Below are 22,015 nucleotides of genomic sequence, written 5' to 3'. Positions count from 1 at the left end.
ATTCATCCGGCGGCTGCGAAATCAGTTGAAAAGACTGATTCACAATAGGATGGCTTTTTTGAAGCGGCCCTGCAAGAAAATCAGCCCGCGATCAAGGACCTTTGATCAGTTGACCCGCTCGATGCAGAAATCGATCACTTCCATGAGGGCCGATTTCCAGGCTGTTTCGGGGAGCGGCGCCAGCGCGTCGCGGGCGATCGTGCCGTAATGAACGGCCCGCGAGATCGTGTCGTTCAGCGTGCCGTATTTGGTGATCAGGCCGAGGGCCTTTTCCAGGTTGGCATCGGTGCTGTTGTCGCCTTCGATCGCATCACGCCAGAAGGCGCGCTCGTCCTGGGTTCCGCGGCGATAGGCGAGGATGACGGGAAGGGTGATCTTGCCTTCGCGGAAGTCGTCGCCGACATTCTTGCCGAGATCGGCAGCCTTGCCGCCGTAATCCAGCGCGTCATCGACAAGCTGGAAGGCGAGGCCGAGATTCATGCCGTAGGATTTCAGCGCATTGCGGCCTGATTTGCCAGCGTCTGCGACGATCGGGCCGACTTCGGCAGCAGCGGCAAAGAGTGCTGCCGTCTTGGCCCGGATAACGGAAAGATAGTCGTCCTCCGTCGTCTCCATGTTCTTGGCGACCGAAAGCTGCAGCACTTCCCCTTCGGCAATGACGCAGGCGGCGGATGAAAGGACATCGAGCGCATCGAGCGAGCCGACATCCACCATCATGCGGAAGGCCTGGCCGAGCAGGAAATCGCCAACGAGAACGCTCGCCTGGTTGCCCCAGATCGTGCGCGCCGTTGATTTGCCGCGGCGTAGATCGCTTTCGTCGACGACGTCGTCATGCAGCAGCGTTGCCGTGTGCATGAACTCGACGCTGGTCGCGAGCTTGACATGGTTTTCGCCTCGATAGTCGAAGAGACAGGCCGATGCGAGCGTCAGCATCGGGCGCAGGCGCTTGCCGCCGGAAGAGATCAGGTGATTTGCGACCTCCGGAATCATCTGCACGTCGGAACCGGCCTTCGAAAGGATAAGCTGGTTGACCCGCTCCATGTCCGCCCGTGTCAAATCGACCAGCGGCTTGACGGATGCCAGTTTGTTTTTGCTTTCTTCAAGCGGTATGACCACGCCCAACGACCCGGACTCCTGTTCATTCTTTGGAATTGACAATAGAAAGGGGCGATTGAAGCGGCAAGGGGTGAATTGTCGCGCAACACAGAATTGAAAGGGAATTGACCGCAAATGCATGAACTTATCCGCGCCAATGACCCTGTTCTATTATCCTATGCGCAGAGTCTTCTGAAGGATGCGGGAATTCACAGCTTTGTCGCGGATCAGGATATGAGCATTCTCGAGGGCTCGCTCGGCATGCTGCCGCGCCGTCTGCTCGTCGAGGAGGAGCGAGCCGATCAGGCCCGCCGCATCCTGACGGATGCCGGTCTCGCCGGCGAATTGCGTATCGCGAAATAATGTGGCCATGAACGGCGCTTCCGACACGATCGATGCCTTCCATCGCGGCGGCTTTTACATCGTCCAGCCGAAGGGCAGGGGGCACCGTTCGGGCATGGATGCCATGCTGCTCGCAGCACTCGTTGCCGATGACCGTGCGATCAAGGTTGCCGATCTTGGCGCCGGCGCCGGCGCCGCCGGACTGGCCGTGGTCTGCCGGCTGCAGAAAGCGCAGGCCGTGCTTTTCGAACGCTCTTCGGAAATGGCCGATTATGCCCGCCGAAGCATTGCCTTGCCGGAAAACGCCCATGTGGCAGGCCGCGTTTCGGTCGTCGAGGCGGATGTGACGCTCACGGCAAAGGCGCGCAACGACGCGGGCCTTGCCGACGAGGTCTTCCATCATGTCATCATGAACCCGCCTTTCAACGACGCGGCTGACCGGCGAACGCCGGATGCGCTGAAGGCTGAAGCCCATGCGATGACGGATGGTCTTTTCGAAAGGTGGATTCGTACCGCGGGCGCGATCATGATCCCCGGCGGGCAATTGTCGCTGATTGCGCGGCCGGAATCGATCGCCGACATCATCACCGGCTGCGGCAGGCGCTTCGGCGGCATCGAGATTACCGCCATCCATCCGCGCAAAGGTGAGAATGCCGTCCGCATCCTGGTGACGGCGATCAAGGGGTCGCGGGCGCGGCTTTCATTGCGCGCACCCCTTATCATGCACGAAGAAGGAACGCATAAGTTCTCCCCCTTCGTCGACGATCTGAACAATGGCCGCGCGGCCTATGCAAGGCTTAGCCGGTCACGAAGTCGATAAGCAGCTTGATGTTCAATCCGGCGATCACGACTGCGATCACATAGGCAATAGTGCTCAGCCAGCGCGGCGCGACGAGCTCACCCATCTTCGCCTTGCTGGCGGTGAACATCACCAGCGGGAAGACGGCGAAGGAAAGCTGCAGGCTGAGCACGACCTGCGTCAGGATCAGCAATTGTGCCGTGCCCTGGTTGCCGTACCAGATCGTCACGATCGCCGCCGGCACGATTGCGATGGCGCGGGTGATCAGACGGCGCACCCATGGCTGAAGCTTGATCTTCAAGAAGCCTTCCATGACGATCTGGCCCGCAAGCGTTGCCGTCACGGTCGAATTCAGGCCGCAACAGAGCAGGGCGATGCCGAAAAGCGTGGGTGCGATCGCAAGCCCGAGCAGCGGTGACAGCAGCGAGTGCGCCTCGCCGAGTTCGACGATGTCCGTCCGGCCGTGGGCGTTGAATGCGGCTGCGGCCAGGATCAGGATCGAGGCGTTGATCAACAGCGCAAAGCAGAGCGCAAAGGTCGAGTCGATCGTCGCATAGGTCAGCGCTTCCCGCTTTTCCGGCACGGTGTGCCCGTAGGCGCGGGTCTGCACGATGCCGGAATGCAGATAGAGATTATGTGGCATGACCGTCGCGCCGAGAATGCCGAGCGCCAGATAGAGCATTTCCGGGTTGCTGACGATTTCCGTCGTCGGGAAGAAGCCCGTGATGACGGCGCCCCACTGCGGGTCGGCGAGGAAGATCTGTACGCCGAAGCACAGCGCAATGACGCCGAGAAGCGTGATGATGAACGCTTCGATCCAGCGGAAGCCGAGCTTTTGCAGATAGAGGATAAGGAAAACGTCGAGCGCCGTAATCAGCACGCCGAGTTCCAGCGGAACGCCGAAGATCAGGTTGAGGCCGATTGCCGTGCCGATCACCTCGGCAATGTCCGTCGCGATGATTGCGATTTCCGCAAAGGCCCAGAGCGGTACGGAAACGAATTTCGGGAAGGCGTCCCGGCAGGCCTGCGCCAGATCGCGGCCAGAAGCAATGGCAAGCCGGGCGCAAAGCGATTGCAGCACGATCGCCATGAGGTTCGAAAGCAGCGCCACCGTCAGCAGCGCGTAGCCGAATTTCGAGCCGCCGGCGAGCGAGGTCGCCCAGTTTCCGGGATCCATATAGCCGACCGCGACCATGTAGCCAGGGCCGGCAAAGGCGGCAATCCGCCGGAGTTTCGATCCCGGGCGGCCTGTGCCGATCGTGCGATAAACGTCTGAAAGCGAGGCTTCTTCGCGGTCGTGCCGCCAGCCGCCTTTTGGAGTACGATTCAAAACATCCATATGATTACCGCTTTTGGGACCAATGCCCCGCACTATGCCCGATTAGAATGACAATGCAAGTCATTCGCAAAATGAAAAATCGGATGCATGTTGGGAAGGTGGCCCATTGCGTTTGCTGCTCCATTGCATACATGGATTGCGATGCCGAGAGCGAGAAGGATTTGAAATGGCCGGATTTTTGAGAAAACTAGTACCGAAGCGTTTCCGCAAGGAAGGGGTGATCATCCCGGTCGTCAGGCTTCAGGGCGCAATCATGAGCGGCGGTGGCCAGTTCCGCCCGATACTCAATCTCGCCAATGTCGCACCGGTGCTGGAAAAGGCCTTCTCTGACAAGGAAGCTCCCGCTGTCGCCATTGCCGTCAATTCGCCGGGCGGTTCGCCCGTTCAGTCGCGGCTCATCTTCACGCGCATCCGGGAGCTTGCCCGTGAGAAGCAGAAGAAGGTGCTGGTCTTCGTCGAGGATGTGGCGGCCTCCGGCGGCTACATGATCGCGCTTGCCGGCGATGAAATCATTGCCGACCCGACCTCGATCGTCGGTTCGATCGGCGTCGTTTCCGGTGGCTTCGGCTTCCCCGAACTCCTCAAGAAGATCGGCGTCGAGCGCCGCGTCTATACGGCCGGCGAAAATAAGGTCATCCTCGATCCCTTCCAGCCTGAAAAAGAGAAGGACATCGAATATCTGAAGACACTTCAGCTCGAGATCCACGAGGTCTTCATCACCATGGTGCGCGAACGCCGCGCCGGTAGACTGAAGGATGACGAAACCGTCTTTTCCGGCCTGTTCTGGAGCGGCACGCGCGGGCTCGAACTCGGCCTCGTCGACAGCCTCGGCGACATGCGCCAGGAACTGAAAAGGCGCTACGGCCCGAAGACCAGACTGCAGCTCGTCACGGCCGCCCGCAGTCTCTTCGGCCGGCGGATTCCCGGTGTCTCGCCCGTCTCGATTGATGGCTTGGCATCAGGTCTCGCAACGGGACTTGTCGAAGCGGCGGAAGAAAAGGCATTGTGGAGCCGCTACGGACTGTGAGAGGAGAAGAAAAAGGGAGATGGCGCAGCTTATAACAATCATAATCCTGGTCGGTGCTGCCTGGTGGCTCTACCGCCGCTTCATCTCCGATGCCAAGCGCCTGCAGGAAAAATCCCGCCGTGCCGAGAAGGAGCGTCAGACCGGCGCCGTCGGCACGCTTGTCAAGGATCCGGTGACCGGCGAATACCGCGTGAAGCGGGATGATGAATGATGGTGACCGCTGAAGAACGCTGAAGAACGCGAGCAGGCTCTCGAATGAATAGGCGCTTTCCGGCTGCAAGTGCCGGCCGACTACAAGTTCGGTCGCGACAAGGCGAGTTCTCGCAATAGAGCGTGCTTAGCCCCGCGCGACAGCGAAGCAATAACCGCTTTATCTGAAGCCGGAATTGCCCGGAGCCCAGGGTGAGCGTCGTTTCTTATGGTTCGATATGGAAAAGTCGTGTTCGCCTGCGCTCTCCGCAGGTCGGAATAGTTTGACTTTAAATCGCCGATATTAAGCAGATCGGCCATTGACCTGCTCCTCAAGCCGCATCCGGGCGATACCCTCGCCAATGACATCGGATGCGCTTGGAAACGCCCGTTCTCGACGAGCTCTTCTGCAACGCGTAAATCCTTATGAGACAAGGTGACCGTTGTCTTGACGTTCGTGGAACTCCTTCCAAAACATGGTCCGATCATGCGTTATGTATTGACCCTTGTCCTCTCCCATGGCACCTGTCCGGCAAAATACGCAACCGGTGGCTTGTCTCCATGTCTGCATCGATTCCCGACCATATGAACCCGAAGCGCTCGTTCCAGGCGCTGATCCTGACGCTTCATAACTACTGGGCGGACAAGGGTTGTGCGGTTCTGCAGCCCTATGACATGGAGGTCGGCGCCGGTACGTTCCATCCGGCGACCACGCTGCGCGCGCTCGGCCCGAAGCCGTGGAAGGCTGCCTATGTCCAGCCGTCGCGCCGTCCGTCGGACGGCCGCTACGGTGAAAACCCAAACCGCCTGCAGCATTATTACCAGTATCAGGTCATCCTGAAACCGAACCCCCCGAACCTCCAGGAGCTTTACCTCGGCTCGCTGGCGGCGATCGGCCTCGATCCGCTGCTGCACGACATCCGGTTCGTCGAAGACGACTGGGAAAGCCCGACGCTGGGCGCCTGGGGGCTGGGCTGGGAGTGTTGGTGCGACGGCATGGAAGTCTCGCAGTTCACTTACTTCCAGCAGGTCTGCGGCATCGAATGCGCGCCGGTTGCGGGCGAACTGACCTATGGCCTCGAGCGTCTGGCGATGTATGTGCAGGGCGTCGACAACGTCTACGACCTGAACTTCAACGGCCGCGAAGGTGACGAAAAGATCAGCTACGGCGAAGTCTTCCTGCAGGCCGAACAGGAATACTCACGCCACAACTTCGAATTCGCCAATACCGAGATGCTGCATCGCCATTTCATCGATGCGGAGAAGGAGTGCCAGGCGCTTCTCGCCGCCGGTGCGCCGAGCGACAATGCCAATCAGCTGCTGCACAAGTGCGTATTTCCGGCCTATGACCAGTGCATCAAGGCAAGCCACGTCTTCAACCTCTTGGATGCACGCGGGGTGATCTCGGTCACCGAGCGTCAGAGCTATATCCTGCGGGTGCGCACGCTCGCCAAGGCTTGCGGTGAAGCCTTCCTTTTGACGGATGCCGGCGGCATGAATATCGCCAGGGCCGCCGCCTGAAAATGCCGCTTAGCGGCGGTGGTTGGACCGTACGACGACGCGCCGGGGCGCCGGCCGTGGGGTCTTTCGGAAGACGACAAGAGATGCGATCGCCGACAGGCTCAATAGGAAGATTGCTGCGCTCATTGTCTGATTATTTCCTCGTCATGAGTTGCGAGTGCGCCGTAACCAGCCGGCACAATAAGAAAGATACAACCGGCTATGTGTGTGCGGTATCGTGATATTTCGCTAGTCGCTGATGTAAACCGCAGCCCGGAAATGCGGGATGACAATCCAGCGGAAGCCGCATAGTCTCCGTCCAGACTTTGCGTCGTTGCGGGGGATTCGCGATGTATATCGTTCTCGGTGTGATCGTTCTGATCGCGCTTTATCTTGTCTTTATCTATAACGGTCTTGTCCGTGCCCGGCAGATGGCCGAAGAGGCCTGGTCCGGCATCGACGTGCAGCTGAAGCGCCGCGCCGATCTGATCCCAAACCTCATCGAGACCGTCAAGGGCTACGCTACCCACGAAAAGAGCACGCTGGAAGAGGTCGTTGAGCTGCGCAACAAGGCGCAGGCCGTGCCTTCTGGCGATGTAGCGGGCAGGGCGCAAGCGGAAGGCCTTCTCGGCCAGGCGCTCGGCCGTGTTTTGGCGCTTGCCGAAGCCTATCCGGACCTAAAGGCGAACGAGAACTTCTCCGAACTTCAGGCCTCGCTCGAGACCATGGAAAGCGAAATCCAGATGGCACGCCGGTATTACAACGGCGCTGCCCGTGATCTCAACGTCAAGGTTGAAAGCTTCCCCTCCAATCTGGTCGCCGGGCAGCTCGGCTTCCAGAAGCGGGAATATTTCGAGATCACCAACGAGGCCGACCGCGCCGTTCCGGCCGTCAAATTCTGATATGGGCGTTTGCCTTTGCGCAAAAGCTGCTATGAGCAGGGCCGGTCAAGGCCGCAGGGCGGCTAGCGCAATGGACGGAATAGACAAGCGTCATGAGCAAGGACAAGAAACTCACCATCATCCCGGCTAAGGCTCCGCTCGTGGGGCGCGCCGTGCCGCCGGGCTCGAAGTCGATCACCAACCGCGCACTGCTCCTGGCTGGCCTCGCCAAGGGTATCAGCCGCCTGACCGGCGCGCTGAAGAGCGACGATACGCGCTACATGGCGGATGCGCTGCGCGCCATGGGCGTCGTCATCGACGAACCGGACGATACGAGCTTCGTCGTCACCGGAAGCGGCCAGCTGCTGGCGCCGAAAGCGCCGCTCTTCCTCGGCAATGCCGGCACTGCAACACGCTTCCTGACGGCCGCTGCCGCACTCGTTGATGGCACCGTCGTCGTCGACGGTGATCAGCACATGCGCAAGCGCCCGATCGGCCCGCTCGTTGATGCGTTGCGGTCTCTCGGAATCGATGCGACGGCCGAAACCGGCTGCCCGCCTGTAACCGTGAAGGGCACAGGCCGCTTCGAGGCGAGCCGTATCGGGATCGATGGCGGTCTCTCCAGCCAGTATGTGTCCGCGCTGCTGATGATGGCGGCCGGAGGCGACCGCCCGGTGGATATTGAACTCCTCGGCGAGGACATCGGTGCCCTCGGCTACATCGATCTCACGACCGCCGCGATGCGAGCCTTCGGCGCCAAGGTCGAGAAGACGAGCGCGGTCACCTGGCGCGTCGAGCCGACCGGCTACACGGCGGCCGATTTCGTCATCGAGCCGGATGCGTCGGCGGCAACTTATCTCTGGGCTGCCGAAGTCCTGACCGGCGGCTCCATCGATCTCGGCGTGCCGAACGGCGCCTTCACGCAGCCAGATGCGCGCGCCTATGAGATGATCGCCAAATTCCCGCGCCTGCCGGCTGAAATCGACGGCTCGCAGATGCAGGACGCGGTTCCGACGCTCGCAGTCCTTGCCGCCTTCAACGAAACGCCCGTCCATTTCGTCGGCATTGCCAATCTGCGCGTCAAGGAATGCGATCGCATCCGCGCGCTGTCGACCGGCCTGACGCAGATTCGCCCGGATCTGGCACGCGAGGAAGGCGACGATCTCATCGTCCAGTCTGATCCGTCGCTTGCCGGAAGGCGCCTTCCTGCCGAGATCGACACTTTCGCCGACCACCGCATCGCCATGAGCTTCGCGCTCGCCGGGCTGAAGATCGACGGCATCACGATCCTCGATCCGGACTGCGTCGGCAAGACGTTCCCTGCCTATTGGCGGACGCTGGCAGGACTGGGCGTCAAATATGCGAACGAGGGCTGAGATTGTCTGAGGCGGCAGCGCGCCGCCGGCGGGGAGAGGTATGATGATCCGGCGGCTTTTCGGCCTTTGCTTCATTCTGTTTCTGGCGCTTGCAGCATATGGGGCAAGTGCCGCGGAGGTCATCAACTCCTTCGCATCGGATATAAAGCTCGAAAAGAGCGGCGCTATGACGGTGACCGAGACAATCACCGTCAATGCCGAGGGCAATCGGATCCGGCGCGGCATCTTCCGCGACTTTCCGCTGACTTTCGTCGATGAAGAAGGTCGCCGCCGCAGCGTCGACTTCGACGTTGTATCGGTGAAACGCGACGGCAATGACGAGCCGTGGAAGACGGAATCCGTCTCCGGCGGCATCCGTATCTATGCTGGGTCGGAAGACGTCATGCTTCCACCAGGCCGCCATCAATATGCCTTCACCTACACCACCAATCGCCAGATCCGCTATTTCGCCGATCACGACGAACTCTATTGGAATGTGACCGGTAACGGCTGGATCTTCCCGATCATGGCCGCGACCGCGACCGTGAACCTGCCAGATGGTGTCACCGCAACCGATACGAATGCCTTCACCGGTGCGCTTGGCGCAAAGGACAAGAATGCCCGGATTTCGGGCGGCAATGCCCGGCCGGTCTTCTCGACGACCATGCCGCTAGATGCCAACGAAGGTCTGACGATTGCCGTCAAGCTTCCGAAAGGCGCGATCGATCCGCCGAGCGAATCCGATCAGAAAATCTGGTGGCTGAAGGACAACCGCGACTATTTCATCGGTTTCGGCGGCCTCCTCCTTGTTTTCCTTTACTACACCCGCTCCTGGCTGAAGGTCGGACGCGACCCTTCCCGCGGCGTCCTTGTGCCGCGCTGGGATCCTCCCGAAGGCATCTCGCCGGCGCTCGTCAACTACATCGACAACAAGGGCATTTCAGGCGGGGGTTGGACGGCGCTTTCGGCAACGGCGCTGGACCTGGCGGTTCGCGGCTATGTCGTTCTTGAAGACCTCAGGCAATCGATCATCGTACGCCGCACGGAAAAGCCGGTGGGTAAGGAGAAGCTGGAAGCCGGCGAAACCAGCCTCCTGAGCGCCGTCGCCAACAAGGGCTCGCTGACGATCGACAAGGCAAACGGCGAACGCGTGAAGTCGGTCGGCCAAAGCTTCCGCTCGGCGATCGAGCGGGAACATCGCGGCAAATACTACAATTCAAATACCGGCTATACGACCGGCGGCGTCGCGCTCAGCGCTGCCGCACTTGTCGCGCTCTTCGTTTTCGGCACGCTGGAACCCGATGCGATCGTCTTGATGATCATCCCGATCGTCGTTTCTGTCTTCGTCGCCATCTTCGTGGCCGGCTTTGCACGGTCGTTCCGCCCTGGCCAGTCCCTGGGCGGCAAGATCGCCGCTGTGATCGCGATCGCCATCATCGTTTTTGTCGGCTTCAGCATCGTTTCATCGCTGGCTCTGGCACTTTTCTCCACGCTCTTGGAATTCCACGAGACGCCGATGCTCTTTGCCGTCGGCGGCATCGTGCTGCTCAACCTGCTCTATGTCTTCATCATGGGTGCGCCGACGCCGCTTGGTTCGAAGATCATGGATGGCATCGACGGCCTTCGTCAGTATCTGACCCTTGCCGAGAAGGACCGGATGAACATGGCCGGTGCGCCGGAAATGTCGCCCCAACATTTTGAGAGGCTGCTGCCCTATGCGGTTGCGCTGGGTGTCGAGAAGCCCTGGACGCGCACCTTCGAAACCTGGCTCGCGGCGGCCGCTGCCGGTGCGGCTGCGGCCTATGCCCCGTCCTGGTATTCCGGCAACTTCAGCAGCGGCAGCTTCTCCGACCGCATCGGCGGCTTCTCGTCGTCGATGGCGTCCACGATCGCCTCGACCATTCCCTCGCCTGCGCCCTCCAGTTCCTCGTCCGGTTTTTCCGGTGGCGGCGGTTCTTCGGGTGGTGGCGGGGGCGGCGGCGGCGGTGGCGGCTGGTGAGCTTTCCCGCTTGACCTTTGGCTTCCCGCCCCTTAACCGCCAGACAGAAAACGGAAAGGATCAGGCATGAAGGTTCTGTTGATCGGCTCGGGCGGACGCGAGCATGCGCTTGCCTGGAAGCTGGCACAATCGCCGCTGATGACGGAATTCTATGCCGCGCCGGGCAACCCGGGCATTGCGGAACATGCGAGGCTCGTTTCCCTGAAGGTTGAAGATCACGAGGCAGTCGCCGCCTTCTGCGCGCAAAAGGCGATCGACTTTGTCGTCGTCGGCCCCGAGGCGCCGCTGGTTGCCGGCCTTGCCGACCGCCTGCGAGCCGATGGGCTGAAGGTCTTCGGTCCCTCCGCTGCAGCAGCCCAGCTCGAAGGTTCCAAGGGTTTTACCAAGGATATCTGCGCCCGCTACAACATCCCGACCGGTGCCTACCGGCGCTTCAACAACGCCCCGAAGGCAAAGGCCTATATCCGCGAAAAAGGCGCCCCGATCGTCGTCAAGGCGGATGGTCTTGCCGCCGGCAAGGGTGTGACGGTGGCGATGACCGTCGAGGAGGCGCTTGCCGCAGTCGACGATTGCTTCGAGGGTGCGTTCGGCGCAGCCGGCGCCGAGGTCGTCATCGAGGCTTATCTCGACGGTGAAGAGGCAAGCTTCTTCTGCCTCTGCGACGGCAGCAACGCCCTGCCGCTGGCGACCGCACAGGATCACAAGCGTGTGGGCGAGGGTGATACCGGCGTCAACACCGGCGGCATGGGCGCCTATTCGCCGGCTCCGGTGATGACGGCCGAGATGATCGAACGGACGATGAAGGAAATCATCGAGCCGACGATCTGCGGCATGGCCGAAAGCGGCTATCCCTTCTCCGGTGTTTTCTTCGCCGGGCTGATGATTACGGCAAAGGGCCCGGAACTCATCGAATACAATGTCCGCTTCGGCGATCCCGAGTGCCAGGTACTGATGATGCGCTTGAAGAGCGATCTGCTGCCGCTGCTGCTGGCAGCGGCCGAAGGCACGCTCGACAAGGTTACAGCCGAGTGGAGCGACGATCCGGCGCTGACCGTCGTGATGGCCTCTAAGGGGTATCCGGGCTCCCACGAGAAGAACACGCCGATCCTCTCGCTGCCGGAGGCAGGCGATGGCGCGAAAGTATTCCATGCCGGCACGTCTTTGAAGGACGGCGAGCTTGTCGCGACCGGCGGCCGTGTGCTGAACGTGACCGCCACCGGCCGATCAGTCGGGGAAGCGCAGAGCCGCGCCTATGCGCTGCTCGACAAGGTGGAATGGGAAAACGGTTTCTGCCGCCGCGATATCGGCTGGCGGGCGATCGAGCGCGAAAAAGCTTAACTCTGGCCCGAAATCGGGTCAGTTCCCTAAATTTTTACCCTTTCCCCTGACGGGATGGAAATAAAGGCGCGCTATTCTGTTCCCATAGTAAGTCGGAGCAGTTTCCATGCGTCAATTCATTCTCGGTGCGGCAATTCTTCTGGCAGCCGGCTCGGCGATGGCATCCTCGATCGAGGTGATCGGCAAGACACCGCGCACCGGCGGTGAAAGCATCGTGACCGAGACCTGCACGACCTGCCCGCCGCTGCAATCGACCGAACGCAAGAAGGATTACACAGTCCCGGCCTTGCCGCCCGGCGCCATCCAGGCCAGCGCGCTCCGCGATGTGGCCGGAGAGCAGAAGCTCTACCGTACCGAAGGCTGGATGGGCGGCTCGCCCGTCGTTTTCGTGACCAAGGCAACCCCTGAAGTCCTGGCCGCCTTCAAGGTGACGGTCCCCGTCGAAGGCATCGACCCGACGGCAACTACCTCTGTCATCGGCGGCGATGCGAAGCCTGTTGTTGCAGGTATGTCCGCTCCTGCGGAACAAACCGCGCCGCTCGACGTTTCCGACTTTAAGCTAAGGATGTGATTTTTAGTTCCCTGCCCCTGACCCGGCCAAGGTTTTGGTCGTACGGGGTCCGCCGTATGGCGGATTGAATGCGCTCCTGAAGAGAAGCAGGAGCGCATTCTTTATTTCAATTGATTTCAAAGTACTCATGCAACCTGAGTAATCATACAAGAAACATGATTCAGTTTCGTCGGCAGAGCACAAGGACATGCCTTTTGATCAGACGGGCGTCGCGAGGCTTTCCACCAGCCGGTCGATCTCCCGGTCCGAGAAGACCTGGATTCCCGCGCGCTTCAGCAGGGCAGCTGTAACACCATTGCCGTCCCGCCGCGCTCCGCTGAAAGACCCATCATAAATGAAACCGGAACCGCACGAGGGGCTGCCGTCGATGAGTAGCGCATGGGTGCAGCCCGTCTCCTGAGCCAGCCTGAGCGCATTCTGCGCCGCTTCTCGGAATGCAGCCGTCACATCGCCTCCGGTGATCTCCAACACACGTGCTGCTCCCGACAGCACGTCCTTGCCGCTCGCGCCGCCCTCGATTTCCGCCGGCGGCCGCGGCACCGGCATGCCTGCCGACATCTCCGGACAGATCGTCACCAGCCTTCTCTCCGCCCGCCACCGCTCGAGCGCCGGATGTGCCAGGGGCTTCGCCCGGCCGTCATAACGGACGGCATGGCCCATGAGACAGGCGCTGACGAGGATTTTGGTGGTCATGATTGTCTGATAGCGCGAGCGCTGGTGAATGACCAGTGGGATGCGCTTTTCCTCCACCTCATCCCTGTGCCTGTCGCAGGGATCCAGCAGCGCATGTCCATCGCGTGGGAGACCTCATTCAAAGGGCAACAGAACCATTCACGGCGCAACGCGCCGTGAATGGTTCCTGTCACAAGCACAGGAATGAGGTGCCGAGGTTGCCGCGGGGGCCGCGGCTAGTCCGAAACCGTTACCCTGCGATCTTCGAGAAGTCCGCAACCGTCCCCGTCGCCTCGCGGATCAGCCGCAGAAGGGCGAGGCGGTTGGCGCGGATCGCCGCGTCCTCGTCGTTGACGAGCACGTCGTCGAAGAAGCGGTCGACCGGGATGCGGAGCTTCGAAAGCGCCTCCATAGCCGAGCGGAAGTCTTCCCTGGCGATTGCGGCGGAAGCCTCGGCCGAGGCTTTGGCGATGGCGGCAAAGAGCTCCGTTTCGGCATCCAGCCGGAACAGCTTTTCCGAAACGCCGTCGGCGATGACGGTGCCCTTCTTCTCCTCGGCGGCCAGAATCTGCGTGGCGCGCTTGGTGCCGACCAGGAGGTTCTTGCCGTCTTCCGAGGTAATGAAAGCCGTCAGCGCCTCGACGCGGCGGGCGATCATGAGAAGGTCGTCGGCCTCGGATGTGACGACGGCATCGATCAGATCGTAGCGAGCACCCTGGTCGCGGAGATAGACCTTGAGGCGGTCGTGGAAGAAGGAGAGGAGGTTGATTGCCAGCTCATATTCTTCTTCGATTGTCTTTGGATGGCCGTCAGCAAGATAATTCTTGCAATATTTGATAGCTTCGCGCTGTTCTTGTACGAGCCTCTCGTGGTCGAGTCTTTCGTTATCCTGTTGGATTTTAAGCTCGAAGAGGCTTATCGAAGCTTCATGGCTAGCAATGGCCACAGCCCATTCGCTACGAAATGCAGAGCGAAACAGCGGGATGAGGGATGCTCTGATTCCCCGTTCCAACAGCAGCCGTATCGATCCTAGCGCTGCCCTTCTTAACGCGAACGGATCCTTTGAACCGGTTGGTTTTTCGTTTATTCGCCAAAACCATACAAGTGTGTCGATCTTGTCAGCAAGCGCTATGGTTATGGCAACATGGTCGGTAGGCACTCGGTCGGTAGGACCCTGAGGCTTATAATGGTCCTCCAGTGCCGCCGCCACTGTTTCATCTTCACCTTGCAGCAGCGCATATTTCTTCCCCATTGCACCCTGTAGTTCGGGGAATTCGCCCACGACCTCAGTTCGCAGGTCCGCCTTTGCCAACGCTGCGGCCCGACTGACCTTTAGGGGATCTGCATTGACGATTTTACCGATTTCGCCGGCAAGGGTGCGAATGCGTGTTACCCGCTCGCCCTGCGTTCCGATTTTCGCGTGGAACGTCACATGCAGCGCATCGAGCTTCGCCATCCGCTGATCGAGCGGCTTCCTCAGATCAAGCCCGAATTTCTTCGCCGATGCCTCCAGCGTTTCGAGGTCCGGCAAGTTCCCCTGGTCGCGCTTCCAAAAATGTAGCGCGTCTGAAAGGCGGGCGCGGACGACTTTGCCATTGCCGTGGATGATTTCCTTGCCGCCGTCGGTCGCCTCAACATTGGAGACGAGGATGAACTTGTTCGAAAGCGTCTCTTCGCCCTGTTTGAGCGTTACGAAACACTTCTGGTTCGTCTTGATCGTCAGCCGGATGATTTCGGAGGGGATCGAGAGGTAATCCTCCTCGAAGCTGCCCATCAGCACTTGCGGCCATTCGACGAGGCCGGAGACTTCCTCCAGCAGACCGTCGTCCTCGACCAGTTCCAGTCCGCCGGCAAAGGCGATGTCGCGGGCATCATGCAGGATGATGTTCTTGCGCCGCTCGGCATCGAGGATGACCTTCGCTTTTTCGAGGCTCGCGGCATAGTCGTCGAAACGCTTGACGGTGATGGCGCCTGGCGCATGGAAGCGGTGCCCGTAAGTCACATTGGAGGCGACGATGCCGTCGATCTCGAAGGGGATGACGGAGGTTTCCTCATGCTCGGTGCCGAAAGTGCAGACGATCGATTGCAGCGGGCGCACCCAGCGCAGCGAGCCAGGTTTGGAGGACGCCTTGCCCCAGCGCATGGATTTCGGCCAGGGGAAATCGCGGATGATGCCGGGCATAACGTCGCTGATGATCTCTTCCGCAGCGCGGCCGGGCCTTGAAATCACGGCAATGTAGAAATCGCCCTTTTTCGGGTCGCTACTCACCTGCGCCTCGGAAATCGAGGAAAGGCCGGCGCCGCGCAAAAAGCCTTCGATCGCCTTTTCGTTGGCATCGGTGCGCGGGCCCTTGCGCTCTTCGCGCACATCGGCGGAGCGGGCAGTCAGTCCGCGGATATCAAGCGTCAGGCGGCGCGGCGTCCAGTATTCGCGCGCGCCCTCATAGGAAAGTCCTGCCTCCACCAGCGCATCGGTGACGAGCTTCTTCAGGTCGCCGGCAGCCTTGCGCTGCATGCGGGCCGGAATTTCCTCGGAGCGAAGTTCTAGAAGCAGATCGGGCATGTCACTTTTCCTTGCCTCCTTTAGGGGGCGGTCCAAAACGGTCGCCTCTGCTACCAAAGAATGCCGCACCTGCACAACCGCAAAAACCGGAAATCCAGGCGCGCCAAGTGAGGAGGCAATCGCCCTTCTGCGTCGCGCCGCCCCCGCATCCGCCCTGCCGGGCACCTTGTCCCTCGGGGAGAAGGAGATGAGGCGCTGCGCTTTGTCGTCCCTTCTCCCCAGCGGGGAATAAGGTGGCCCGAAGGGTCGGATGGCTGCGAGCGCAAACCTGTATGAAGGCGTCAGTCTGCTGTGGAAAGCTCTGCCGGGCATTGCCTTGCCGCTTTTCGCCGCTATGGTCCCGCTACCTTCGTTAGTTCAGGAAATCCCATGGCCGCAGACCTCCGCTCGCTTGCCGCAGTCATCGCCTCCGAAATCAATGCCCGGCCGGACCAGGCCAAAGCCGCGATCGAGCTGCTTGACGAGGGCGCGACCGTTCCCTTCATCGCGCGCTACCGCAAGGAAGTGACGGGCGGCCTGGATGATACGCAACTGCGCAATCTGGCAGAACGCCTCGTCTATCTGCGCGAACTGGAAGCCCGCCGCGACACGATCGTCGAATCGATCGCCGGCCAGGGCAAGATGACCGACGAATTGATGGGCAAGATCGTCGGCGCCGCCACCAAGGCAGAGCTCGAGGATCTCTACCTGCCCTATAAACCGAAGCGCCGTACCCGTGCCGAGATCGCCCGCGAGCGCGGCCTCGGACCGCTGGCCGACGCGATCCTCGCCGATCGCTCGAAGGGACCGGCGGTGCTGGCGGAGGGCTATATCACTGCCGATGTGCCGGATGCGAAGACGGCGCTCGAAGGCGCACGCGATATCGTCGCCGAAGGCATTGCGGAAAATGCCGATTTGCTCGGCAAGCTCCGTGCCCACATGCGCAGCGCCGCGTTTGTGAAGGCCAAGGTCGTGGATGGCAAGCAGACGGCCGGCGAGAAGTTCTCCGACTATTTTGACCATTCGGAGCGCTGGGCGACCGCGCCAGGCCATCGCGCACTCGCCATGCTGCGCGGCTGGAACGAGGAAGTGCTGACGCTGACGATCGAGGCCGATGCCGAGACCGCCTCTCCCAACAAACCTGTCGAGCGCATGATCGCTGCTGCCTATGAAATCGGCGCGAGCCGCCCTGGCGACCGCTGGCTGATGGATGTCGCAAGCTGGACCTGGCGCGTCAAACTTTCCATGTCGCTGTCTCTCGACCTGATGCGCGAACTGCGCGAACGCGCCGAAGAGGAGGCGATCCACGTCTTTGCGCGAAACTTGAAGGATCTGCTGCTGGCGGCGCCTGCCGGATCGCGCGCCACGATGGGCCTCGATCCTGGCATCCGCACTGGCGTCAAGGTCGCAGTGGTCGACGGCACCGGCAAGGTCGTTGTGACCTCCACGGTCTATCCCTTCCAGCCGCGGAACGACGTGCGAGGCGCTCAGGCAGAACTCACCGCGTTGATCCTTAAGCACAATGTCGAACTGATCTCCATCGGCAACGGCACTGGAAGCCGCGAAACCGAAAAGCTGGTGGCCGACATGCTGGCCGATCTTCCGGGCGCAAAGCCCACCAAGGTCATCGTTTCGGAAGCCGGCGCGTCGGTCTATTCCGCCTCCGCGACCGCCGCAGCTGAATTTCCGGATCTCGACGTGTCGCTGCGTGGCGCGGTTTCCATCGCCCGCCGCCTGCAGGATCCGCTGGCCGAACTTGTCAAGATCGAGCCGAAATCGATCGGCGTCGGCCAGTATCAGCATGACGTCGACCAACAGAAGCTGTCGCGCTCGCTGGACGCTGTCGTCGAAGACGCGGTGAATGCCGTCGGCGTCGATCTCAACACGGCTTCGGCGCCGCTGCTTTCACGCGTTTCCGGCCTCGGCCCGTCGATCGCCGAAGCCATCGTCGTCCATCGCGACCAGAACGGTCCCTTCCAAAGCCGCCGCGACCTGCTCAAGGTCGCGCGTCTCGGCAACCGCACCTTCGAGCAGGCGGCAGGCTTCCTGCGCATCCCGAACGGCAAGGAGCCCCTCGACGCGTCCTCGGTGCATCCGGAAGCCTATGGCGTGGCAAAGAAGATCGTTGCCGCCTGCGGCCGCGACCTGCGGTCGCTGATGGGCGACAGCGTGGCGCTGAAATCGATTGATCCGCGGCAGTTCATCGACGAGAAGTTCGGCCTGCCGACGGTCAAGGATATCCTCGCCGAACTGGAAAAGCCCGGCCGCGACCCGCGCCCGAGCTTCAAGACGGCAACCTTCGCAGAAGGCGTCAACGAAATCTCCGATCTCAAGCCCGGCATGATGCTGGAAGGCACGGTGACCAACGTTGCGGCCTTTGGCGCCTTCGTCGATATCGGCGTGCATCAGGACGGCCTGGTGCATGTCTCGCAGCTTGCCGACCGCTTCGTCAAAGATCCTCACGAAGTTGTGAAGGCCGGCGATGTCGTTAAGGTGCGGGTCGTCGAAGTCGATGCAAAACGCAAGCGCATCGGTCTTTCGATGCGCAAAGACGATGGCTCCTCGGCTTCAGCGCTCCGCGGCGAGCCCCGTGTAAATCAGGGCGCACGGCCGCAAAACGACCGGCGTCCGGCTGTCCCGAAACAGGAAACCCAAGGCGCCTTCGGCGCTGCCCTTGCCGAGGCCATGAAGCGAAAATAATAGCTTAACGGCAGGCATTGCAAAAATGTCACAGTTCGGCGGCCTTGTTGCGGAACTGCCAAATACGGCGCTTGTGTGGCGGATGAGAGCGACTAAGTTTAACCCATAACATCCTGTCACATATGCGAGGCCTTTCATGGCGTCGGGATTTTTATCAATTGTCCAAAAAATCATCCGCAAGGGTAATCTGAAGCTCACGCTGGCCAATGGCGAGACACATGCGATTGGCGATGGCACCGGGGATCTGGTCGTCGTCCGGGTTGCCGACGAGGAGGCGGAGAAGCTTATCCGCCGCGACCCCACCCTCAAGCTCGGCGAAATGTACATGGACGGCCGGTTCATTCTTGAACAGGGCAACATCTACGACTTCCTTTCGATGGTGAAGCAGAACACCACCAACGAAATTTTCGATATTCCGATGGCCGCACTTCTGGTCGGCCGCATCGCACTGCAGCAGCTGAAGAGCCGGCTGCCGGTCAATCACAACAAGCGCAATGTCGCTCATCATTACGACCTGTCGGAAAAGCTTTTCGAACTCTTCCTTGATGAGGACTGGCAATATTCCTGCGCCTATTTCGACCCGCCGGGCATCAGCTTGGAGGAAGCACAAGTCGCCAAGAAGCGCCACATCGCAGCCAAACTTCTGCTGGAGCCCAACCAGCGTGTTCTGGAAATCGGCTCCGGCTGGGGCGGCATGGGGATGTATCTGGCGGAATCGACAAAGGGTGTTGACGTCACCGGCATCACGCTCAGCGAAGAGCAACTGAAGATCTCGCGCGAGCGCGCCCAAAAGCGCAGTCTCGCCGATCGCGTCCGCTTCGAGTTGCAGGATTACCGCACGATGACGGGCATGAAGTTCGACCGCATCGTCTCGGTCGGCATGTTCGAGCATGTCGGCATCGGCAATTTCAACAAATACTTCCGCAAGGTGCATGAACTTCTCGCCGACGACGGCGTCATGCTCCTTCACTCCATCGCCCGGCCGAAGCCGAGCTTTGCGACAAATGCTTTCATCGAGAAATACATTTTCCCACAGGGCTACATCCCGTCGATCGGCGAGACGGTGCCTGCAATCGAGAAGGCCGGGCTGCTGATCCGGGACATCGAGGTCCTGCCGTTGCATTATGCCTATACGCTCCGCCATTGGCGCGAGCGCTTCATGGCGCGCAAGGCGGAAGCCGTCGCTCTTTACGACGAGCGCTTCTTCCGGATGTGGGAATTCTATCTCGCCGGCTCCGAAATAGGCTTCCGCTGGGACGAACTCTTCGTCATGCAGATCCAGGTTTCCAAGAACCAGTATTCGACACCGGACAACCGCAATTACATTGCCGAGAACGAGGCGAAGCTGAAGGAATTCGAGGCCACGCGGCCTCCCTTGGAAAAGGTTGTCTTCTGATATCGCGGCGCGGCTTCGGCCGCGTTTTTCTACAAGGAAAGGCGTGCAGATGAGCAGTGCATTTCCCGAAATCCATCTTGTCCGCCACGGCGAAACAGAATGGAGCCTCTCCGGAAAACATACCGGCAGGACTGACATTCCGCTGACCCCGAATGGCGAGACGGCCGCCCGCAAACTCGCGGATCGCCTGAAGGGACTGATTGTCTCGGCCGTCTGGTCGAGCCCTTCTCAAAGGGCGACGAACACCTGCGCCCTTGCCAATTTCGGCGCAGATGCCGTGATCAAGCCCGATCTCGCCGAATGGGATTATGGTGCCTATGAGGGCATCACGACGAAGGAAATCCTCGCGGCCCGCCCCGGCTGGCAGCTCTTCCGCGACGGCTGCCCGGACGGAGAAATGGCCGCAGATGTCGGCGCAAGGGCGGACCGTATCGTCCGCGATCTTCGCCAAGCCGGCGCGTCGATCCTGATCTTCTCCAGCTCCCACTTCCTGCGCGTGCTCGCTGCCCGCTGGCTCGGCCTGCCGCCGGAAGACGGCTCGCGCTTCCTCCTCGATACTGCAAGCATCAGCATCTTAGGCTATGAGCACGACCTGACGGAGCCGGTGATCCGGCGCTGGAACCAGCGGTAAGGGTCTGTTGCGCTTTCGCGCGGCGCGATGAACGATTGAATGTAAAGCTTGTTTCGAGTTCAAGCTTCGGAGCTGCCTATGCGAACACGTCTCGACGATTTCATCAGCAGGATTTCCGGACAGAGGGATATTCTCGATCACATCGCGGCAAGGCAGGCGAGCCTGCCCGGTGGACCGATCCTGGAAATCGGCCTCGGCAATGGCAGGACCTACAGCCATTTGCGGGTGCGCTTCCCGGATCGGCATATCATCGCATTCGACCGCGAAAACGGCGCGCATGGAAGCTGCCGGCCCGATGACGGCGATGTCGTCATCGGCGACATCAGGGAGACTTGCCTGAGTTATGCCGGCACTAGGGCAGCCGTCGTTCATGCCGACATCGGAACCGGTTATCGGGAGCAGGATGCAATCATCCGCGAGTGGTTGCCCTCTCGCGTGGTCGCCGTGCTGGCCCTTGGGGGATTTGTAGCAAGCGGCCTGGAATTGAAGCATTCCGAACTGGAGGAAATGCCGCTGCCTGCGTCTGTCGAGAAGGGCCGTTATTTTCTCTATCGGCGAAGATGAACGCGGAGGCAGGCCACGCTGCTATTGACCCGCGCCTTCGCCCGTCGCTAGATGGCCGCATGCAACAGATTGGCGGCTTGAACGGGCGCGTTGCCGATGCGCCTTCGGACAATTGGGTTTACCGGGTTTTGCCCTCATGGCTCTGGCCCTATGCGCAGCTGGCGCGCTGGGACAGGCCGATCGGCTGGCAACTCCTGATGTGGCCCTGCTTCTGGTCGGTGGCGCTTGCCGCAAATGTGGCCGCGGGACAAGGCCTGTTTTCCGGCTCGCAGACGCTGTTTCACCTGGTTCTCTACTTCATCGGCGCCGTCGCCATGCGCGGGGCAGGCTGCACCTACAACGATCTGGTCGATCACAGGATCGACATGGAGGTCGCACGCACCCGCTCGCGGCCCCTGCCTTCGGAGCGCGTCACGCGCACCCAGGCAAAGATATTCATGGTGCTTCAGGCGCTTGCCGGTCTGCTGGTGCTTGTGCAGTTCAACTGGTTTGCAGTCATTCTCGGCGTGCTCTCGCTCGCCATCGTTGCGCTCTACCCGTTTGCCAAGCGCTTCACAGACTGGCCGCAGTTTTTCCTCGGCCTTGCCTTTTCCTGGGGCGCACTGATGGGTTGGGCTGGCATATTCGGCGGCCTGTCTTTCGCTGCGATTGCGCTCTACCTTTCTTCCGTCGCCTGGACGATCGGCTACGACACGATTTATGCGCATCAGGACAAGGAAGACGACGAATTGATCGGCGTGCGTTCCACCGCCCGGCTTTTCGGCGATCGGACGCGGCAGTGGCTGATCGGTCTTTATGGCGCAACACTGGTCCTGATGCTGCTCGCCTTTGTTTTGGCCGGCGTCGGTTTCGCGGCCTATCTCGGGCTGCTGATTGCCACTGGCATGTTCGCCTGGCAGATCGCCAGGCTCGACATCAACGACGCGACGCAATGCCTGGCGCTTTTCAAGTCGAATAACCGTGTCGGGCTGATCATCTTTGCGGGACTGTTCGTCTCGCTGCTCTTTGGGCTTCCCTGATTGAAACGAAAAACCCGGCGCTAGGCCGGGTTTCAGATTGGGTCACTCGCCGAATT

19 protein-coding genes are annotated in these 22,015 nt (G+C 60.8%); 15 read left to right on the top strand and 4 right to left on the bottom strand.

Annotated elements, in window-relative coordinates; genetic code table 11:
• Positions 1-105: 105 nt before the first annotated feature.
• Positions 106-1,122, bottom strand: a complete 1,017-nt coding sequence (locus tag ACZ9DP_RS30860) for a polyprenyl synthetase family protein (RefSeq protein ID WP_074066852.1) — start codon at positions 1,120-1,122, stop codon at positions 106-108.
• A gap of 108 nt (positions 1,123-1,230) precedes the next feature.
• Here ACZ9DP_RS30860 and ACZ9DP_RS30855 point away from each other — a divergent pair, with 108 nt between their 5' ends.
• Entirely contained in the window at positions 1,231-1,458 is a 228-nt protein-coding gene (locus ACZ9DP_RS30855) for a putative signal transducing protein (protein ID WP_194729106.1), read from the top strand.
• A gap of 7 nt (positions 1,459-1,465) precedes the next feature.
• A complete protein-coding gene (locus ACZ9DP_RS30850) occupies positions 1,466-2,257 on the top strand; it encodes a tRNA1(Val) (adenine(37)-N6)-methyltransferase (protein WP_476204554.1) in 792 nt (263 codons plus the stop codon).
• On the opposite strand, the gene ACZ9DP_RS30845 is transcribed toward ACZ9DP_RS30850, so the two are convergent.
• Positions 2,235-3,575, bottom strand: a complete 1,341-nt coding sequence (locus ACZ9DP_RS30845; protein WP_092583473.1) for an Nramp family divalent metal transporter — start codon at positions 3,573-3,575, stop codon at positions 2,235-2,237. The two genes, ACZ9DP_RS30850 and ACZ9DP_RS30845, sit on opposite strands and share 23 nt — an antisense overlap.
• 166 nt (positions 3,576-3,741) lie before the next feature.
• Here ACZ9DP_RS30845 and ACZ9DP_RS30840 point away from each other — a divergent pair, with 166 nt between their 5' ends.
• The 8 genes from ACZ9DP_RS30840 (at position 3,742) to ACZ9DP_RS30805 (ending at position 12,435) form a co-directional block, all read left to right on the top strand.
• Complete coding sequence (locus ACZ9DP_RS30840) at positions 3,742-4,602, top strand: S49 family peptidase (protein ID WP_022716538.1); 861 nt, start codon at positions 3,742-3,744, stop codon at positions 4,600-4,602.
• Between the two features lie 19 nt (positions 4,603-4,621).
• Positions 4,622-4,813, top strand: a complete 192-nt coding sequence (locus ACZ9DP_RS30835) for an NfeD family protein (RefSeq protein WP_194729108.1) — start codon at positions 4,622-4,624, stop codon at positions 4,811-4,813.
• Positions 4,814-5,352: 539 nt separating this feature from the next.
• Complete coding sequence (locus ACZ9DP_RS30830; RefSeq protein WP_022716535.1) at positions 5,353-6,312, top strand: glycine--tRNA ligase subunit alpha; 960 nt, start codon at positions 5,353-5,355, stop codon at positions 6,310-6,312.
• A 329-nt stretch (positions 6,313-6,641) separates the two neighbouring features.
• Positions 6,642-7,193, top strand: coding sequence for a LemA family protein (locus tag ACZ9DP_RS30825; RefSeq protein ID WP_074066858.1), 552 nt, complete (start codon positions 6,642-6,644; stop codon positions 7,191-7,193).
• Between the two features lie 92 nt (positions 7,194-7,285).
• Entirely contained in the window at positions 7,286-8,548 is a 1,263-nt protein-coding gene (gene aroA / locus ACZ9DP_RS30820) for a 3-phosphoshikimate 1-carboxyvinyltransferase (protein ID WP_283070994.1), read from the top strand.
• Positions 8,549-8,591: 43 nt separating this feature from the next.
• The gene (locus tag ACZ9DP_RS30815; protein ID WP_476204553.1) at positions 8,592-10,526 is read left to right on the top strand and encodes a DUF2207 domain-containing protein; all 1,935 of its coding nucleotides are present in this window, start codon (positions 8,592-8,594) and stop codon (positions 10,524-10,526) included.
• 66 nt (positions 10,527-10,592) lie between these two features.
• Positions 10,593-11,864 carry a phosphoribosylamine--glycine ligase gene (purD, locus tag ACZ9DP_RS30810; protein ID WP_476204552.1) on the top strand — a complete coding sequence of 424 codons (1,272 nt, stop codon included), beginning with the start codon at positions 10,593-10,595 and terminating at the stop codon, positions 11,862-11,864.
• A 106-nt stretch (positions 11,865-11,970) separates the two neighbouring features.
• Entirely contained in the window at positions 11,971-12,435 is a 465-nt protein-coding gene (locus ACZ9DP_RS30805) for a plant virulence effector HPE1-like domain-containing protein (protein ID WP_074066861.1), read from the top strand.
• Between the two features lie 198 nt (positions 12,436-12,633).
• Here ACZ9DP_RS30805 and ACZ9DP_RS30800 read toward each other — a convergent pair whose 3' ends face one another.
• The gene (locus tag ACZ9DP_RS30800) at positions 12,634-13,128 is read right to left on the bottom strand and encodes a 2-thiouracil desulfurase family protein (RefSeq protein ID WP_476204551.1); all 495 of its coding nucleotides are present in this window, start codon (positions 13,126-13,128) and stop codon (positions 12,634-12,636) included.
• Between the two features lie 229 nt (positions 13,129-13,357).
• The gene (gene glyS / locus ACZ9DP_RS30795) at positions 13,358-15,670 is read right to left on the bottom strand and encodes a glycine--tRNA ligase subunit beta (protein ID WP_476204550.1); all 2,313 of its coding nucleotides are present in this window, start codon (positions 15,668-15,670) and stop codon (positions 13,358-13,360) included.
• A 369-nt stretch (positions 15,671-16,039) separates the two neighbouring features.
• Here glyS and ACZ9DP_RS30790 point away from each other — a divergent pair, with 369 nt between their 5' ends.
• The 5 genes from ACZ9DP_RS30790 (at position 16,040) to ubiA (ending at position 21,959) form a co-directional block, all read left to right on the top strand.
• On the top strand, positions 16,040-18,349 hold the full coding sequence (locus tag ACZ9DP_RS30790; protein WP_476204549.1) for a Tex family protein: 2,310 nt from the start codon (positions 16,040-16,042) through the stop codon (positions 18,347-18,349).
• A gap of 136 nt (positions 18,350-18,485) precedes the next feature.
• Positions 18,486-19,745, top strand: a complete 1,260-nt coding sequence (locus ACZ9DP_RS30785; protein WP_283071004.1) for an SAM-dependent methyltransferase — start codon at positions 18,486-18,488, stop codon at positions 19,743-19,745.
• Positions 19,746-19,794: 49 nt separating this feature from the next.
• The gene (locus tag ACZ9DP_RS30780; protein ID WP_476204548.1) at positions 19,795-20,376 is read left to right on the top strand and encodes a histidine phosphatase family protein; all 582 of its coding nucleotides are present in this window, start codon (positions 19,795-19,797) and stop codon (positions 20,374-20,376) included.
• Between the two features lie 78 nt (positions 20,377-20,454).
• Complete coding sequence (locus ACZ9DP_RS30775; RefSeq protein ID WP_476204547.1) at positions 20,455-20,940, top strand: class I SAM-dependent methyltransferase; 486 nt, start codon at positions 20,455-20,457, stop codon at positions 20,938-20,940.
• A 59-nt stretch (positions 20,941-20,999) separates the two neighbouring features.
• The gene (ubiA, locus tag ACZ9DP_RS30770; protein WP_476204546.1) at positions 21,000-21,959 is read left to right on the top strand and encodes a 4-hydroxybenzoate octaprenyltransferase; all 960 of its coding nucleotides are present in this window, start codon (positions 21,000-21,002) and stop codon (positions 21,957-21,959) included.
• Positions 21,960-22,015 lie beyond the last annotated feature (56 nt).

This window comes from Rhizobium sp. USDA 4016, from assembly GCF_056279705.1.
Note: the sequence above shows the minus strand (reverse complement) of the source record. Positions and strands in the feature narration are given on the sequence as shown.

Bases quoted from the DNA above. Each gene is read 5' to 3' on its own strand.
- ACZ9DP_RS30855 (WP_194729106.1), top strand. From the start codon at position 1,231: ATGCATGAACTTATCCGCGCCAATGACCCTGTTCTATTATCCTATGCG.
- ACZ9DP_RS30850 (WP_476204554.1), top strand. From the start codon at position 1,466: ATGAACGGCGCTTCCGACACGATCGATGCCTTCCATCGCGGCGGCTTT.
- ACZ9DP_RS30845 (WP_092583473.1), bottom strand. From the start codon at position 3,575: ATGGATGTTTTGAATCGTACTCCAAAAGGCGGCTGGCGGCACGACCGC.
- ACZ9DP_RS30840 (WP_022716538.1), top strand. From the start codon at position 3,742: ATGGCCGGATTTTTGAGAAAACTAGTACCGAAGCGTTTCCGCAAGGAA.
- ACZ9DP_RS30835 (WP_194729108.1), top strand. From the start codon at position 4,622: ATGGCGCAGCTTATAACAATCATAATCCTGGTCGGTGCTGCCTGGTGG.
- ACZ9DP_RS30830 (WP_022716535.1), top strand. From the start codon at position 5,353: ATGTCTGCATCGATTCCCGACCATATGAACCCGAAGCGCTCGTTCCAG.
- ACZ9DP_RS30825 (WP_074066858.1), top strand. From the start codon at position 6,642: ATGTATATCGTTCTCGGTGTGATCGTTCTGATCGCGCTTTATCTTGTC.
- aroA (WP_283070994.1), top strand. From the start codon at position 7,286: ATGAGCAAGGACAAGAAACTCACCATCATCCCGGCTAAGGCTCCGCTC.
- ACZ9DP_RS30815 (WP_476204553.1), top strand. From the start codon at position 8,592: ATGATCCGGCGGCTTTTCGGCCTTTGCTTCATTCTGTTTCTGGCGCTT.
- purD (WP_476204552.1), top strand. From the start codon at position 10,593: ATGAAGGTTCTGTTGATCGGCTCGGGCGGACGCGAGCATGCGCTTGCC.
- ACZ9DP_RS30805 (WP_074066861.1), top strand. From the start codon at position 11,971: ATGCGTCAATTCATTCTCGGTGCGGCAATTCTTCTGGCAGCCGGCTCG.
- ACZ9DP_RS30800 (WP_476204551.1), bottom strand. From the start codon at position 13,128: ATGACCACCAAAATCCTCGTCAGCGCCTGTCTCATGGGCCATGCCGTC.
- glyS (WP_476204550.1), bottom strand. From the start codon at position 15,670: ATGCCCGATCTGCTTCTAGAACTTCGCTCCGAGGAAATTCCGGCCCGC.
- ACZ9DP_RS30790 (WP_476204549.1), top strand. From the start codon at position 16,040: ATGGCCGCAGACCTCCGCTCGCTTGCCGCAGTCATCGCCTCCGAAATC.
- ACZ9DP_RS30785 (WP_283071004.1), top strand. From the start codon at position 18,486: ATGGCGTCGGGATTTTTATCAATTGTCCAAAAAATCATCCGCAAGGGT.
- ACZ9DP_RS30780 (WP_476204548.1), top strand. From the start codon at position 19,795: ATGAGCAGTGCATTTCCCGAAATCCATCTTGTCCGCCACGGCGAAACA.
- ACZ9DP_RS30775 (WP_476204547.1), top strand. From the start codon at position 20,455: ATGCGAACACGTCTCGACGATTTCATCAGCAGGATTTCCGGACAGAGG.
- ubiA (WP_476204546.1), top strand. From the start codon at position 21,000: ATGCAACAGATTGGCGGCTTGAACGGGCGCGTTGCCGATGCGCCTTCG.